Raw genomic sequence first — 14,491 nt, 5'->3', positions numbered from 1 at the left:
CAGGTGCAACCTAAGTTTTCCGGTATTTCCGATCACCTGTTTCCGACCAGTCCGTTACTCGCACCGCCTTGGTGCCAGTGGGCTGGCGGCTTTCCCTGCAAAGGTGCAACCCGGTGTTTCGAGGGCGGTTGCGGCGCCCAGTCGTTAGCCTAGACCGTTTCTGGTTGCACCTGTGGGTCAATCGGGATTTCTGCGGGGCCCGGCGGAACGACGGAGCGGGTCGAGGAGGGGCTTGAGGCCGTTGTGGTCGATCTCCTGCATCAGGGCGAGCAGTCTGCCGATCTCACCTTTCGGGAAGCCTTCACGGGCGAACCAGTTGAGGTAATGGCCGGGCAGGTCGGCCAGCAGGCGGCCCTTGTACTTGCCGTAGGGCATTTCACGGGTCACCAGGAGCAGCAGGTCTTCGGGTTTCATCGGTCTCGCGCCGGCCGGGAGGAGGGAAGTGGGCAAGAATACCTGCTAACCGGCTGCTGTCACTTGAGCCTGAGTCACGAAGCCGATATTTTTGAGCCGCCTAATCATTAGTCTGCTACCAAACCGGGTGCGGACCACCCCGGAATCCCCATGAGTACCAACCCCCCATCGCTGCGACGAGAGGAGCCCCTGAAGGGCATCCTGCTGGTGTGCCTGGCGATTTTCCTGTTCTCCAGCCATGACGCGATCTCCAAATACCTGTCCGCGTTCTACCCGATCGTCATGGTGGTGTGGGTGCGCTACCTGGTGCACACGCTGCTGATGGCGGGCTTCCTGCTGCCTCGAGAGGGCCTGCGCGTATTGCGCACCCAGCGTCCGCTGCTGCAGCTCGGCCGGGCGCTGTGCCTGATCGGCACCAGCCTGTTCTTCACCACCGGCTTGCGCTACATCCCCCTGGCCGAAGCCACGGCGGTGAACTTCCTGGCGCCGCTCCTGGTGACGGCGCTGTCGGTGCCCCTCCTCGGCGAGCGCGTCACCCGCGGGCAGTGGCTGGCGGTGCTGCTGGGCCTGGGCGGGGTGATGCTGATCGTGCGGCCGGGCAGCTCATTGTTCACCCCGGCGATCCTCCTGCCGCTGGCCTCGGCGCTGTGTTTCGGCTTCTACCAGTTGCTCACCCGGCGCCTGAGCCAGACCGACAGCCCCGGCACCAGCAACTTCATCACCGGCATCACCAACACCCTGATCATGAGCACCCTGGTGCCGTTCTTCTGGCAAGCACCGACCACGCTGGCCCACGGCCTGCTCTTGCTGGCGCTGGGAGCCTGCGGAATGGGCGGGCACGTGCTGCTCACCCAGGCCTTCCGGTACGCGTCACCGGCCCTGCTGGCGCCGTTCAGCTACGGGCAGATCGTCTTCGCCGGGCTGCTCGGCTTCGTGCTGTTCGGCCACGCGCCGGATGCCATCGGCCTGGTCGGCATCCTGGTGATCGTCGGCAGCGGCCTGTTCACGGCCTACGCGCAGCGGCGCTGAAGTCGTCGACGCTGCGTGCCAGCGTGTGGCTGGCCTGGGCGTTGTCGACGTACTCCTTGAGCCAGCGCAGCACCTCCACCGGCTCCCAGCGGGCCGGGTCGAAGAGGGCATAGGCCAGCCCCTGGTAACCCACCACATCGAGCTGCTTGTGGTAGCCGGCGCGCTGGAACAGCGCCTCGATCTCCGCCAGGCAGGTGTTGAAGTGCACCCGTGTGAACGGCGTCTTGCCGTCGGTCACCAGCCCTTCCAGGCGCAGTTCCGCGACCGCTTCGCTCACCGTGTCCACGGCCATCCGATTGACCGTGTATTTCAGCTGCAGTACGTCGACCATCCCTGTTCTCCTCCTCAATGCGGGCCATGCGCCTTGATGCGGCTTCCAGCCGGCTGGCGCAGGGGGCGGGTGTCCGGCCGCTTCGGCAAGCGGGGTGGAAAGCCGAGACCGGTGACCTGGGAAACGATGATCCCAGGGATTTGTGACAGTGGTTTTGGCAAGGCCAACGGAGCTGAAAGGTTCATAGGACGCTTCCCTGAAATACTGTATATTTATACATCTATCAGCTTCGCCGCTTCGTTTGCAACAAAACTCCGATGAACAAACGTTGTCAGTGAGAGCCTTGAAAACAGCCGTACCGGGAACCCCAGAAGTAATGATCCGTCTCGTCCTGCTGCTGAGCCTGCTATTGGCCGGCACCGCCCATGCCTCCGCCCCCCGCACCTTCCAGGAAGCCAAGAAAGTCGCCTGGAAGCTCTACGCCTCACACCCCGTCGAGTTCTATTGCGGCTGCCGCTACAGCGGCAACAAGGTCGACCTCAAGAGCTGCGGCTACGTGCCCCGCACCAATGCCCAGCGTGCCAAGCGCATCGAGTGGGAGCACATCGTCCCGGCCTGGGTCATCGGCCACCAGCGCCAGTGCTGGCAGAAGGGCGGGCGCGAGAATTGCGCGAGGCACGACGCCGCCTTCCGCCGCGCCGAGGCCGACCTGCACAACCTGGTGCCGAGCATCGGCGAGGTGAACGGCGACCGCAGCAACTACGGCTTCGGCTGGCTGCCGCAGAAGCCCCGCCAGTACGGTGCCTGCCAGATGGTGGTGGACTTCAAGGCGCGCAAGGCCATGCCGCGCCAGCAGATTCGCGGGATGATCGCGCGCACCTACTTCTACATGAGCGAGCGCTACGGCCTGCGCCTGTCCAGGCAGGACCGCCAGCTCTACACCGCCTGGAACAAGCAGTACCCGGTGGAAGCCTGGGAGCGGAACCGCAACCAGCGCGTGGCCTGCGTGATGGGGCACGGCAATCATTTCGTGGGGGCGGTGAACCTGAAGGCGTGCAAGTGAGGGAGGCGGATTTGCTGCGAAAGACGGTGTCGAACCTGATCTGCGCGATGTAGGGGCGACTTCAGTCGCCCCTACAGGTTGTGCTTGCCTGATGAGGTAGCATCGCCAGCGGCCGTGCGGGGAGACCCTCGGGTCTGCCGGGTCCTGTTAGCCGGTTCGCCAACCCCGCGCGGCCACCTCCTCAAGAAGCCTGCTTGCCCTCTCGACCCTCCATCCCTATCCTGCGCCGGTCACGGTCAATCCCGTGATCGGGTTTGGCGACCCGTTACTAACAGGCGCGATAGCGCCTGATGGCGTTTGCGAGAACGGTGAAGTGTTCTTGCAGGCCCCTGCGCGTGCACAGTTTCCTGTGCTGCTCCATGGCAGATCGCGTGGGGAGACCTTAGGGTCTGCCGGGTCCTGTTAGCCGGTTCGCCAACCCCGCGTGATCTGCCACCTTCATTTGGCGATGAAGGTGGTGGCCGCTCTGCACTAACAGGAGAACCACCATGCACGACGCATATATCCCCATCGTCTTCCCACGCCATAACCGCCAGCTGCGCGCCGTGATGATCGATCACCAGCCCTGGTTCGTGGCCCACGATTTCGCGCTGCTGATTTCGGCAAGACGCCCCTATCGATTGCCCAGCCGCATGGACCCGGAGCAGAAGCGTGCCGTGGTATTGGAGTACGCCAGCGGCTTTCGCGAGGAGGTGGAGGTGATCAGCGATTCCGGCGTGTTCAAGGCGCTGTACCGCTTCTGGCATCCGGAGCACCGCAGCCTGGCCAAGTGGATGAGCGACGAGGTGCTGCCCACCCTTTACTGCGCCCACCGCGAGCCGGATGCCAGCCCGCAACGCGCATTCATGAGCTGGGCAGAACAACGCGTCGGCGTGGTGAAGTGGCAGGGTGAAGTCTGGATCGCCCGGCGCGACCTGCCGACGTTCATCGCTGCGCTGGACGATCCCGAGCTGGACGATGGGCCGAGCTGGAAGAAAAGGCCGTGTCGTGGCTGTGGAGAGCGTGTGTAGAGGCCGTTGATGCAGGGGCGATTCCATTCGCCTCTGCAGGTTGTGCAGCGCATCAACCGCGAATGCCTCTGGAACAGAGCATCGCGAATGAATTCGCTCCCACGAGGCGGCAGTGGAGGCACCCTTTGTGGAGCGGCCTCAGCCGCGAAAGACCTTCCGCCGGCACCCGGTTGCGAATGGCCGGGTAACCCCAGGGCGACTGCAGTCGACCTACAGGGCAGCCCGGCGCTGTATGCCGTTTTTCCCAGCGATCTGTGCCTATCGGCCGCCGCGCCCTGCGCCCTAGCATCGGTCATCGATGAAGAGGGTGGTGCAATGGACGGGATTCCCGGCGGTATCGAATTTCCTGGCCTGCAGGTGCGGCGGCTGGTACCGGACGACCTGGAGCGGGTTTGCGTGCACCGCGAGGCGATGTTCCTCGAGGCGGGAGGCGACCCGGCGCGGCTTAGGGTGATGACCGAGCACTTCCGCCCCTGGCTGCGCGAGCGCCTGGCCGATGGGCGCTACTACGGTTTCGCGCTGATGGACGAGGCGCGCGTCGCGGCGGCCATCGGCCTGATGAGCATCGAATGGCCGCCGCATCCTTCCCATCCGGAGGTGGGCCAGCGTGGCTACGTGCTCAACGTGTTCGTCGAGCCTGACTACCGGCGCCGGGGCCTGGCCTCGGCGCTGATGAAGCTGGCGGAGGCCGAGTTCAACCGTCGTGGCCTGGGCTTCGCCGTGCTGCATGCGACCCAGGTCGGCAGGCCGGTGTACGAGGCGCTGGGCTGGGCCGCCACCAGCGAGATGGCCAAGGCCATCGGCTGAGCCGGGGTTGTCTGTTTTCACATCGCGTGATGTCCCGTTAAAGCCCCCTGGCTGTCCGCCATTGCCCTCAGCGGCCGGGGGCGCCTGGCTTAACGTTGCCCTCTACCCACCACGACAAGCAGCCGTGCCGCCTGGCACGGTAGAAGAGGGGAGTGCGATGCCAAAACCCGCGAACCTGCTGATTCCCGCCGCCCTGCTGGCCCTGGCCGGGCTGCTCGGCGGCTGTGGCGAGGAGGCCAAGCCGGCCGCGCCGCAGAACGCCGCCACCCTGGTACCGGCCGACCCGGCCCTGGCCAAGGTCTACGACACCAGTTGCAAGCTGTGCCACGCCAACCCCGCCTCCGGGGCGCCGCAGAGCGGTGACGCCGCCGCCTGGGCGCCGCGTGTCGCCCAGGGCACCGACAGCCTGCTGGACCACAGCATCAACGGCTTCAAGGGCATGCCGCCGATGGGCATGTGCATGCAGTGCTCGGAAGACCAGTTCCTGGCGCTGATTTCCTTCATGTCCGGTCAGCACCTCGAATAAGGCGTCCTCCATGGCTATGAACCTCACCCGACGCCAGCTGCTGCAAAGGGCCGGCGTCGCCGGCGCCTTCACCGCACTGGCCTGCACCCCCGCGCTGGCGGAGCTGGCCCGCGCGCCCCGCCTGATCCCCTGGCGCAACTGGTCCGGCGGGCAGAGTTGCCTGCCCCAGGCACGCCTCGCCCCGCAGAGCCTGGACGAGCTGGTCCAGGTCATCCGCCAGGCCGAAGGCAAGGTCCGCCCGGTGGGCTCGGCCCACTCCTTCAGCGCCCTGGTACCCACCGACGGCACCCTGGTGTCGCTCGCCTATTTCAATGGTCTGCTGAGCCACGACCCGGCCACCCTGCAGGCGGAGTTCGCCGCCGGCACGCCGATGTCCCTCATGGGGCCGGCGCTGCAGGCGGTCGGCCAGGCGCTGCCGAACATGGCCGACATCGACTACCAGACCCTGGCCGGGGCCATCGCCACCTCGACCCACGGCACCGGCACCGGATTCGGCTCCTATTCCTCACAGGTCGCCGGCCTGCAACTGGTGACCGCCAGCGGCGAAGTGCTGGACTGCGATGCCCAGCGCCACCCCGAGGTGTTCAATGCCGCGCGGGTGTCCCTGGGCGCCCTGGGCGTGGCGACGCGGGTGCGCCTGCAGAACCGCGAGGCCTATCGCCTGCGCGAGACGCAATGGATTGCCAGCTATGAGGAGCTATTGGAGGACGTGGGCAACCTCACCCGCGACAACCAGCACTGGGAAATGCTGGTGATCACCCATTCCGACTACGCGCTGTCCATCGCCCTCAACGAGACCACCGACCCGGCCACGCCGCCGCTGGACCCGGCGGAGGAGGGGGGCAACGAGTTCGTGAAGATCATCGAGAACCTCGACAAGTACGGCAGCGACTTCCCCGCCGCGCGCCGCGCGCTGCTCAACAGCCTGCGCCATATCGCCAGCTTCGATGACCGGGTCGGCGACTCCTACGAGATCTACGCCAACGTGCGCAACGTGCGCTTCAACGAGATGGAGTACTCGGTGCCCGCCGAGCATGGCCCGGCCTGCCTGCGGGAGATCCTCGCGCTGATCCGCGACAAGGACCTGCGCACCTGGTTCCCCATCGAGTACCGCTACGTGAAGGCCGACGACATCCCCCTGAGCATGTTCGAGGGCCGCGACAGCTGCTCCATCTCCGTGCACCAGCACTACAGCATGGACCACCACAACTTCTTCGCCGCCGTCGAACCGATCTTCTGGAAGTACGCCGGCCGGCCGCACTGGGGCAAGCTGCACACGCTGAATGCGCGCACCCTGCAGCCGCTCTACCCGCGCTGGAAGGAGTTCACCGAGGTGCGCCAGGCGCTGGACCCGAGCGGCAAGTTCCTCAATGCGCACCTGTCCTCGATCCTCGGCGTGGCCGGATAACAAGGAGAAACCATGAACCGTCGCAAATTCCTCGTCGGTACCGCCGGTGCCGGCGTGCTGCTCGCCGGTGTCGGTGCCTGGATGCGCCCGGCCGACAAGGGCGCTCCCTACAGCGATTACTTCGCGCGGCTGAACCGCGAGCTCAAGGAGCGGGGGCCGATGCACCCGGTGATGCTGATCGACCTCGACCGGCTGGACCACAACATCGACGTGGTGATGCAGTCGGTGCGCCGTGCCGGCAAGGCCTTGCGCCTGGTGGAGAAGTCGCTGCCATCGCCGCAACTGCTCGATTACATCGCCAGGCGCGCGGGCACCCGGCGGATGATGTCGTTCCACCAGCCCTTCCTCAATCACGACGCCGAGCGCTTCCCCGATTCCGACCTGCTGCTCGGCAAGCCGATGCCGGTGCGCTCGGCGCAACTGTTCTACGAAAGCCATCGCGGCGCCTTCGACCCGACGACCCAGCTGCAATGGCTGCTCGACACCCCCGAGCGGCTGGCGCAGTACCTGGCACTGGCCAAGGGGCTGAACACGCGTATGCGCATCAACATCGAGCTGGATGTCGGGCTGCACCGGGGCGGCGTGCAGGACACGGCCGGCCTCGGGCGGATGCTCGACCTGATCGGCGCCAACCCGCAGCACCTGGAGTTCGCCGGCTTCATGGGCTACGACCCCTTCGTCGGCATGGGCGTGCCCGGCATCCTCGGCTCGCCCGAGGCGCTGTTCGCCAAGGTGATGACGCTGTACGACGGCTTTGTCGACTACACCCGCACCCAACACCCCACGCTGTGGCGCCCGGACCTGACCCTGAACACCGCCGGCAGCCCCAGCTACCGTATGCATGAGCGCGAGCGCACCAGCAGCGAGGTCTCGGTGGGTTCCGCGCTGCTCAAGCCCACCCACTACGACCTGCCGTCCCTGGAGGAGCACCAGCCGGCGGCCTATATCGCCACGCCGGTGCTCAAGAGCACCGGTGCGGTGCGCATCCCGGCGCTGGACGGCAAGTCGGCGTTGTTCTCCTGGTGGGACCCGAACCAGCGCGAGACCTTCTTCATCTACGGCGGCAACTGGATGGCCGAACCGGAATCGCCCACGGGCCTGCAGTTCAACGGCCTCTACGGACGCAGCTCCAACCAGGAAATGATCAACGGCTCCCACGCCGTCGGCCTGTCCGTGGATGACCAGGTGTTCCTGCGGCCGACCCAGTCCGAATCCATCCTCCTGCAGTTCGGTGACCTGCTGGCCGTGCGTGACGGGCGCATCGTCGACACCTGGCCGGTGTACAGCTGAGTGGATGGCACATCGCGGTAGGTTGGCGCCGAGCGCAGCGAGGCCCAACGGTGCGATGACCCGGCTGCGCTGTGCTGGGCGTCGTACCTCAGCCCAACCTACGGGGCGGTGCCGCAATGGGCTGGATCGCCCGGCACTGCAAACGGAAAACCCCGGGCATTGGCCCGGGGTTTTCGTGTCTGCCTGTCAGAGGCTGAACGGCAGATTCAGCTTGGCCCAGAACATCTCGCCTTCCGGGCGGTTCTCCACGGCGAATTCCTTGGCCCAGCGCATCTCCACGCTGGCGTACTGGAGGAAGGTCAGGTGCACCGCCGGGCCGATGGCGAAGACCTGCCCGCGCACGCCGTCGTCCACGTCCTCGCCCATGAAGGTCACCGTGCGGCCGAACTGCCTGTCGTCGGTGGTCTGCTTCACGTAGTAGCCGTTCAGGCCCAGGCGCAGGCTGTCGGTCACCCGGTAGCTGGTGGAGTAGTCGAAGTGGAACAGCCGGCCGGACTGGTAGTCGGTGTCCGGGTTTTCCTTGTTGAAGCTGTAGGTGGCCTTGACCGACAGCTCGGTGCGCTCGCTGGGCTGCCAGGTGGCCGAGAGCAGCGGCTTGTAGGTGACGAAGTTGTTGCCGGTGTTGGCCGGCCGCGCGGCGTCGTAGCTGCCGGTGGGCAGGGTGATCTCCAGGGCGGCGCCCAGGGTCAGGTCCTTGCCCATGTCCCAGAGGATCAGCGGTGCGATGGTGGTGTCGCCCTGGGCTTCGCGGCGGCTCTGCTGGCCGAACAGCGCCACCTGCTGGCGCATGTAGGGCTGCGCCACGTAGCCACCGACCCGGCCGCCCAGCAGGCGCAGCGGGCTGAGGTAGTCCAGGCGCGGGATGATCGCGTCGGAGGTGATCTTCACCTCCGGCACCTTGCCGCCCAGGGAGCTGATGTCCAGCTTCTTCGACTCGTAGTGGTTGTAGTAGAGGTTGAAGGCGAACATGTGGTCCGGAAGGCTGTTCACCTCCAGCGGCAGGACGAAGAAGCCATCGGTGCCGGGGCCGATGTTGTCGACACCGTTCTCGGTGGCCTGGGCGGGCAGGGTGAGGGACGTCGCGACGACGAGTGAGGCTGCCAGCGAGGGCAGCTGGGGAACGCGGATCGGGTTCATGATTGAGCTCATTTCTTATTGTTGGCGGACGGTGCGGAACCGGGGTTCCGCGCCGGCCCATAGAAATAAGCGCTCAAGGCCGCGCGATGCAGGGCATTGCCGGACAGGCAGGGGGCTTTTCGGGGACAGCTAGCAATATTCTGTTACACCCGCTCTTGGTGCACCCGCTAACGCGTTATGATGGCGCCGCCGCGCGTCCTGGCCGCAGAACAAGAACCTCAGGCGCCTCGGTTCGGGAACTGCCTGCCATGACTACCGCCACCCTCGATCCCCAGCTCGACCTCGCCCTGGTTTCGCCCTTCCTCCTGCAGACCCTCACGGAGGTGGCGAACGACAAGGGCGTCAGCAGCGAGCGCCTGTGCCGTGGGCTCGGCTTCACCCCGGAGGAGTTGCAGGACCCCGCCCAGCGCATCTCCTACCGCCAGGCGGTGACCCTGATCCAGCGCGCCCTCGCGGCTTTCCCGGACGGAGGCCTGGGGCTGTGGGTCGGGCACCGCAACGTGCTCGGCACCCTCGGCCTGCTGGGCCACGTGCTGTCGTTGTGCAAGACCCTGCGCGATGCCTTCGATGTCGGGCGACGCTTCCAGCACACCACCGGCGGCATGGCCGTCTACACCCTGCACGAGGGGGCGAAGGAGAGCGTCGTCGAGGTGGAATGCCGGCTGCCCCATGCCGACGTCCAGGTGTTCGCGGTGGAGGAGTTCTTCGCCAGCCTGATGGTCTACAACCGCGCCTTGGTCGACGCCGAATTCCAGCCCCTGCGCTTCGAGTTCACCCATGCCGCGCCCAGCTACCTCGTCGAATACCAGCGCCTGCTGGGCCCCAACCTGCATTTCGGCTGCCTGCACAACCGCATGGTGATCGCCAGCCACTGGCTGGACATGCAGCTGCCCAGCCACCAGCCCGTCGCCCTGCGCCAGGCGCTCAACCTGCTGGAGCTCGAATGCGCGCAGGTGCAGCAGAAGATGGACCTGCTGCAGACGGTGGAGCGCGCCATCAGCCGTGACCTGGCCCATGGCAGCCAGATCGACAAGGTCGCCCGCGATCTCAACATGAGCAGCCGCACCCTGCGCCGTCGCCTCACCGAGCACGGCATCACCTTCGACGCCTTGCAGGAGCAGGTGCGCCGGGCGCGCGCGATGAGCCTGCTGGGCAACCCGGACCTGCCCATCGAGCGCATCGCCGAAGCGCTCGGCTACAGCGATGTGCGCGGCTTCCGCCGGGCCTTCAAGCGCTGGACCGGGCAGAGCCCCTCCGCCTGCCGCGACGAGGTGATGGCCGCGCAGTGATGGGCCGGGCGAGCGGCGTCTACGCGGGCTCGCCGATGCACCACCACTGGACGGGCAGCTCGTCGTCGGCCTGGGTCACGTCATGTCCGTGCTCGATGAAATGGGCGGGCACCCTCAGCGCGAGCCTGTCGCTCAGGCGCTCGGGTGCGAGCCCGTTCCCCTGCCCGAGAAAGCCGAGGTAATAGTCGCGGTCGTGGAACACCGCCACCTCGCTCTGGTGCAACCAGGGCCAGACCAGGATGCAGGCGACCCGGTAATAGCCCTGGCTGCGATCCGCTGCGCGGGACAGATGGGCGGCGGCCTCCAGCATCTGCTGGGCGCAAAAGGCCTGGTGTTCGATGCGCGCCTGCGGCCCCTGGACCAGGGTGTTTGGCACCGGGATCTTCCAGTTCTGGTAGCGCGTCATGTCCGGGCCGCGTGGATGGAACTGGCCGTGGAAGCCCGCCGCCCACCGCTCCAGGGCCCGAAGGCGGCGGTGGACGCCACGGAGTTTCTTGTCGCTCAGGGTGAAATGTCGCAAGGAGGGCCTCGGCGGCAGGTGGCGTGGCGGGAAGGGGCGCCCTGCGAGAGCGGGAGCCGGCGGATGATAGGGGAGGCGCCCGGGTGGGAAAAGGGCCCGCCAAGGCGGCGGGCCCTGGCGCGGCTGTCACACGCGGAAGCGGGTCACCATCGTGCTCAGCTCGATGGCCAGGCGCGACAGCTCCTGGCTGGAGGCGCTGGTCTGGTTGGCGCCGGCGGCGGTCTGCATGGACAGGTCGCGGATGTTCATCAGGTTGCGATCCACCTCGCGGGCGACCTGGGCCTGTTCTTCGGACGCACTGGCGATGATCAGGTTGCGTTCGTTGATCTGCGAGATCGATGCGGTGATCCGCTCCAGTGCGGCACCGGCGCTGGCGGCCGACCTGAGCGTCTGCTCGGCCTGCTCCGCGCCGGCCAGCAGGGCGCCGACGGTTCCCTGGGTGCCGGTCTGGATGTTGTCGATCATCACCTCGATCTCCTCCGTGGAGCTCTGGGTGCGTTGGGCCAGCGAGCGCACCTCGTCGGCGACGACGGCGAAGCCGCGCCCGGCCTCGCCGGCGCGTGCCGCCTCGATGGCGGCATTGAGCGCCAGCAGGTTGGTCTGGGCGGCGATGCCCCGGATCACGTCGAGTACCGTGCTGATGTCGCGGGTCTGGTTCGCCAGTTCGGAAGCCTGGACCGAGGCCTGGGTCACCTGGCCGGCCAGGGTGCGGATGGAGGCGATGGCCTCGTTGACCTGGGCGAAGCCACGGCGCCCCTCGTCGTCGCTTTCCTTCGAGGCGGCTGCGGTGCTCGCGGCGTTACGCGCGACCTCTTCCACGGCGGCGGTCATTTCGTTCACGGCGGTGGCGGCCTGCTCGATCTCGGCGTTCTGCTGGTGCAGCCCACGGTTGGAATCCTCCGTCACGGCATGCAGCTCCTCGGAAGCCGAGGCCAACTGGTCGGAGGAGCTGCCGATCTGCTGGATGGTCGCCCTCAGGTTGGCCTGCATGCCCTTGAGGGCGGCCAGCAGCAATGCCGGCTCGTCCTTGCCGACCACGCTGATGTCCCGGCTGAGGTCGCCGCTGGCGACCCGCTCGGCGATGGCCACGGCCTCGCCCAGGGGCAGGATGATGCTGCGGGTCAGCAAGGTGGCGGCGCCGACGGTGATGAGGAGGATGGCGCTCAAGGCGACGACGGCCACGACCCGGGCTTCATCCGCCGCTTCGTCGCTGAGCTGTGCCGCGGCGAAGGCATTTTCGGAGTTGAAGCGGATCAGTTCGTCCAGCGCCCTGGTCATGGTGCCGGCGTATTCGGCCAGCGGACCGTTGGCGAGCCTGTCGGCGTCGTCGATCCGGCCGGCGTCCACCGCATCGAGTATCTGTTGCTGCAGGCCGCGGTAGGTTTCGTAGGTGCTGACGAAGTGATCGTAGAGCTTGCGATTCTCCGCCTGGGCGATGGCGCCTTCGTAGGCTTCGAACTGCTTGGGCAATGCCTGCAGGTTCGCCTTGATCCTGGCCATCGTGTGCTGCCGTACGGCCGGCTCGTCGACGATGATGCTGCGCAGGGTCAGGGCGCGGGTGTCGCCGATCGCCGCCCCCAGCTCGCTCAGGGCGACGACGCCCGGCAGCCAGGTGCCGCGGACCTCGGTCGAGGCCGCATCCATCCTGCCGGTCTCGTAGAGGTTGATGCCGCCCATCGCCAGCACCATCAGGGCCAGCAGCGCGAAGATGAGTCCGGCCCGTTTTCCGATCTTGAGGTTCCTCAACTGAATACTCCTTCAAATGACAGTTGGTGGTTGTGAAAAGCCAGGGGCCCCGTGCGGACGTCGGCCGTGCACGGTGGGTGTTCGTTGCCGCCGCGCCTTGCCGGCGGTCCATGGGCTGGCGCCGGCAACGGGCCGGCCTGCTAGGCGCCGGAGTGGCCGGCGGGGTGTGGCTGATCGGTCTCGAGCGGGGTCGAGTGCCGCTGGGCCTGGCGCAACCATTCGTTCTCGCTGCGCAGGTCGTGGCTGAATTCGGCGAGCCCGACGCGGATGCGTGCCTCGGGCAATCCCTTGCCGCTGGTGAAGCAATGCACGAAGGCCTCTTCGATGCGGCTGGTCAATGCCTGCGCGCCGAGGGTCCGCGCCTGCTGCAGGAGCACCAGGAATTCGCCGGGGCGCCGCATGCAGACGAGGTCGGTGCTGCGCAGTCCGGCGACGATCAGGTGTCCCAGGCGGACGCTCAGGGCGTGGGTCACCAGCGCGCCGTGCCGCTGCCCGAGTGCCTCGAAGTCGTCGATGCGGATGTGCGCGACGGTGGCCTGGCCGGAGCCGCACCGGCAGCGCAGGAAGACCTGCGCCAGCTGGTAGAGCCAGCGGTCATGGGGCGTGAGCATGCGCTCGTCGAAGCCGGCGACGATGGACAACGCCTTCTGCTGCCTCAGCAGTTGCTTCGCCAGGCTGTAGCTCGCCCAACCGACCACGAAGGGATAGATGACCAGCATGGGTAGGCATGCCCAGATGACCCGGGCCGGCGTTTCCCAGGTGACCTCGAAACCCATGCACGCCCCGGCCAGGAAAATGCCCGCAGCCGCAGCCGCGAGACCCTTGCAGAGGAGGTGGATGCCCTTGGCCGTGACGCAGTTCATCGCGACCATCGACAGCAACAGCAGCGATGGCAGCGCGCTGAAATGCATGGCCACGACCCACCCCCCGGCGAAGGCGCAATCGAGCTGGAGGTTGCGCAGTTCGGCCTGGTAGGGCGCGGGCGAGGCGATGGCGATGCGGTAGGCGAGGTAGGGCCAGATGAAACCGTTCAGCCCCATCAACCCCCAGAGCGGTCAGGTGCCCGGGTAGGTGGTGGTCGCGACATAGATGAAGCTCAGTGCGCAACCGATGGCTCGCGGTTTGTAAATGCGGTTGGCAAAACTGATCCCTGCCGCCGAATTACGATCGATAGCCATAAGCCGCCCCGCGGATTGGCAGTAAAATTGTGATGTATGCCCCGAAGGAATTGGCCTGCGCAGTCCCAGGAGACCGCGCAGCGATTTCGGTTGGTAGGCAGGGGTGCGTCCGGGTCGGGCAGCGTTTCCGCGCCTGCCTGGACAGCACCCAGGATGCGCTGGGTGAACCTCGGTGCGAGCCCCGGTGAGGGGGTGCAAATAAAAATACGATCGTATTCTAATTCAGAGAACCGTGATGAGTAAACGTCCCGTGATCGACAGGAACCTGGTGTTGGACGCCGCCATCTCGGTTGTCATGGAACAGGGCATTTCTGCGTTGAGCATCGGCGAAGTGGCCAAGGCCGCCGGGATCAGCAAAGGCGGCGTGCAGTCCTGCTTCGGCACCAAGGACGGGCTGATCGAGGCGATGGTCAATCGCTGGAAGACCGACTACGAGCTTTCGGTGCGTTCGCGCCTGGCGCCCGATGCCGGCATGCTCGACCACCTGATCGCGCAGATCGGCATCATCGCCATACCCGACGAGGAGTTGAGCCGGCGCGCCGCAGCGATCCTCACGGCGATGTTCAGCCACGAAAGCCTGAAGACACAGGCCAACGACTGGTACCGTTCCCTGCTGCTGGGCGAGGCCTTCGAGACCGAACGCGGCAAGCGCGTGCGCCTGGCCTTCCTGGCTGCGACGGGCGCGTTCTTCCTGCGCTCGTTCAGCATCATGGACATCTCCGAAGGCGAGTGGCGGACCTTCCACGAGGACATCGCCCAACTGCTGCCGGGCGAGGAGCCCGAGCGCTAGCAGCGGCCTCGTC

The 14,491-nt window shown here is 66.6% G+C and carries 15 protein-coding genes; 9 read left to right on the top strand and 6 right to left on the bottom strand.

All coding sequences use genetic code 11. The annotated features are described in order from the left end of the window. Positions 1-177: 177 nt before the first annotated feature. Positions 178-414 (bottom strand): DUF3820 family protein, encoded by a 237-nt coding sequence (locus DMX10_RS22225; protein WP_111263118.1) that lies wholly within the window; start codon positions 412-414, stop codon positions 178-180. A 150-nt stretch (positions 415-564) separates the two neighbouring features. On the opposite strand from DMX10_RS22225, the gene DMX10_RS22220 reads away from it, so the two are divergent. Continuing rightward, positions 565-1,443, top strand: coding sequence for a DMT family transporter (locus DMX10_RS22220; protein WP_111263117.1), 879 nt, complete (start codon positions 565-567; stop codon positions 1,441-1,443). Here the strand turns inward: DMX10_RS22220 and DMX10_RS22215 are convergent. After that, complete coding sequence (locus DMX10_RS22215; RefSeq protein ID WP_111263116.1) at positions 1,418-1,774, bottom strand: transcriptional regulator; 357 nt, start codon at positions 1,772-1,774, stop codon at positions 1,418-1,420. The two genes, DMX10_RS22220 and DMX10_RS22215, sit on opposite strands and share 26 nt — an antisense overlap. A gap of 316 nt (positions 1,775-2,090) precedes the next feature. Here DMX10_RS22215 and DMX10_RS22210 point away from each other — a divergent pair, with 316 nt between their 5' ends. The 6 genes from DMX10_RS22210 (at position 2,091) to DMX10_RS22185 (ending at position 7,818) form a co-directional block, all read left to right on the top strand. Continuing rightward, the gene (locus tag DMX10_RS22210; protein ID WP_111263115.1) at positions 2,091-2,777 is read left to right on the top strand and encodes an endonuclease; all 687 of its coding nucleotides are present in this window, start codon (positions 2,091-2,093) and stop codon (positions 2,775-2,777) included. Between the two features lie 488 nt (positions 2,778-3,265). Then, positions 3,266-3,787, top strand: a complete 522-nt coding sequence (locus tag DMX10_RS22205) for a BRO family protein (RefSeq protein ID WP_111263114.1) — start codon at positions 3,266-3,268, stop codon at positions 3,785-3,787. Between the two features lie 315 nt (positions 3,788-4,102). Continuing rightward, complete coding sequence (locus tag DMX10_RS22200; protein WP_111263113.1) at positions 4,103-4,594, top strand: GNAT family N-acetyltransferase; 492 nt, start codon at positions 4,103-4,105, stop codon at positions 4,592-4,594. Between the two features lie 157 nt (positions 4,595-4,751). Next, positions 4,752-5,120 (top strand): cytochrome c5 family protein, encoded by a 369-nt coding sequence (locus DMX10_RS22195; protein ID WP_111263112.1) that lies wholly within the window; start codon positions 4,752-4,754, stop codon positions 5,118-5,120. 76 nt (positions 5,121-5,196) lie between these two features. Next, entirely contained in the window at positions 5,197-6,528 is a 1,332-nt protein-coding gene (locus tag DMX10_RS22190) for a D-arabinono-1,4-lactone oxidase (protein WP_178082996.1), read from the top strand. Positions 6,529-6,609: 81 nt separating this feature from the next. After that, complete coding sequence (locus DMX10_RS22185) at positions 6,610-7,818, top strand: DSD1 family PLP-dependent enzyme (RefSeq protein ID WP_178082995.1); 1,209 nt, start codon at positions 6,610-6,612, stop codon at positions 7,816-7,818. 186 nt (positions 7,819-8,004) lie between these two features. Here the strand turns inward: DMX10_RS22185 and DMX10_RS22180 are convergent, their stop codons facing one another. After that, complete coding sequence (locus DMX10_RS22180) at positions 8,005-8,955, bottom strand: transporter (RefSeq protein ID WP_111263109.1); 951 nt, start codon at positions 8,953-8,955, stop codon at positions 8,005-8,007. A gap of 248 nt (positions 8,956-9,203) precedes the next feature. Between DMX10_RS22180 and DMX10_RS22175 the strand changes: the two genes are divergently transcribed. Next, a complete protein-coding gene (locus DMX10_RS22175) occupies positions 9,204-10,244 on the top strand; it encodes an AraC family transcriptional regulator (RefSeq protein ID WP_111263108.1) in 1,041 nt (346 codons plus the stop codon). Positions 10,245-10,263: 19 nt separating this feature from the next. On the opposite strand, the gene DMX10_RS22170 is transcribed toward DMX10_RS22175, so the two are convergent. From DMX10_RS22170 to DMX10_RS22160, 3 genes are all read right to left on the bottom strand, one after another. Further along, the gene (locus tag DMX10_RS22170; RefSeq protein ID WP_111263107.1) at positions 10,264-10,764 is read right to left on the bottom strand and encodes a DUF3916 domain-containing protein; all 501 of its coding nucleotides are present in this window, start codon (positions 10,762-10,764) and stop codon (positions 10,264-10,266) included. Between the two features lie 126 nt (positions 10,765-10,890). Next, a complete protein-coding gene (locus tag DMX10_RS22165) occupies positions 10,891-12,516 on the bottom strand; it encodes a methyl-accepting chemotaxis protein (RefSeq protein WP_111263106.1) in 1,626 nt (541 codons plus the stop codon). Between the two features lie 134 nt (positions 12,517-12,650). Further along, complete coding sequence (locus tag DMX10_RS22160; RefSeq protein ID WP_111263105.1) at positions 12,651-13,550, bottom strand: MASE2 domain-containing protein; 900 nt, start codon at positions 13,548-13,550, stop codon at positions 12,651-12,653. Positions 13,551-13,923: 373 nt separating this feature from the next. On the opposite strand from DMX10_RS22160, the gene DMX10_RS22155 reads away from it, so the two are divergent. Next, complete coding sequence (locus DMX10_RS22155; RefSeq protein WP_111263104.1) at positions 13,924-14,478, top strand: TetR/AcrR family transcriptional regulator; 555 nt, start codon at positions 13,924-13,926, stop codon at positions 14,476-14,478. Positions 14,479-14,491 lie beyond the last annotated feature (13 nt).

The sequence above is a fragment of the Pseudomonas sp. 57B-090624 genome (assembly GCF_003234055.1).
Taxonomy (GTDB): domain Bacteria; phylum Pseudomonadota; class Gammaproteobacteria; order Pseudomonadales; family Pseudomonadaceae; genus Metapseudomonas; species Metapseudomonas tohonis.
This window is presented reverse-complemented; position numbering and strand designations above follow the sequence as displayed.

Bases quoted from the DNA above. Each gene is read 5' to 3' on its own strand.
- DMX10_RS22180 (WP_111263109.1), bottom strand. From the start codon at position 8,955: ATGAACCCGATCCGCGTTCCCCAGCTGCCCTCGCTGGCAGCCTCACTC.
- DMX10_RS22160 (WP_111263105.1), bottom strand. From the start codon at position 13,550: ATGGGGCTGAACGGTTTCATCTGGCCCTACCTCGCCTACCGCATCGCC.
- DMX10_RS22200 (WP_111263113.1), top strand. From the start codon at position 4,103: ATGGACGGGATTCCCGGCGGTATCGAATTTCCTGGCCTGCAGGTGCGG.
- DMX10_RS22185 (WP_178082995.1), top strand. From the start codon at position 6,610: ATGCGCCCGGCCGACAAGGGCGCTCCCTACAGCGATTACTTCGCGCGG.
- DMX10_RS22210 (WP_111263115.1), top strand. From the start codon at position 2,091: ATGATCCGTCTCGTCCTGCTGCTGAGCCTGCTATTGGCCGGCACCGCC.
- DMX10_RS22195 (WP_111263112.1), top strand. From the start codon at position 4,752: ATGCCAAAACCCGCGAACCTGCTGATTCCCGCCGCCCTGCTGGCCCTG.
- DMX10_RS22205 (WP_111263114.1), top strand. From the start codon at position 3,266: ATGCACGACGCATATATCCCCATCGTCTTCCCACGCCATAACCGCCAG.
- DMX10_RS22175 (WP_111263108.1), top strand. From the start codon at position 9,204: ATGACTACCGCCACCCTCGATCCCCAGCTCGACCTCGCCCTGGTTTCG.
- DMX10_RS22155 (WP_111263104.1), top strand. From the start codon at position 13,924: ATGAGTAAACGTCCCGTGATCGACAGGAACCTGGTGTTGGACGCCGCC.
- DMX10_RS22225 (WP_111263118.1), bottom strand. From the start codon at position 414: ATGAAACCCGAAGACCTGCTGCTCCTGGTGACCCGTGAAATGCCCTAC.
- DMX10_RS22220 (WP_111263117.1), top strand. From the start codon at position 565: ATGAGTACCAACCCCCCATCGCTGCGACGAGAGGAGCCCCTGAAGGGC.
- DMX10_RS22215 (WP_111263116.1), bottom strand. From the start codon at position 1,774: ATGGTCGACGTACTGCAGCTGAAATACACGGTCAATCGGATGGCCGTG.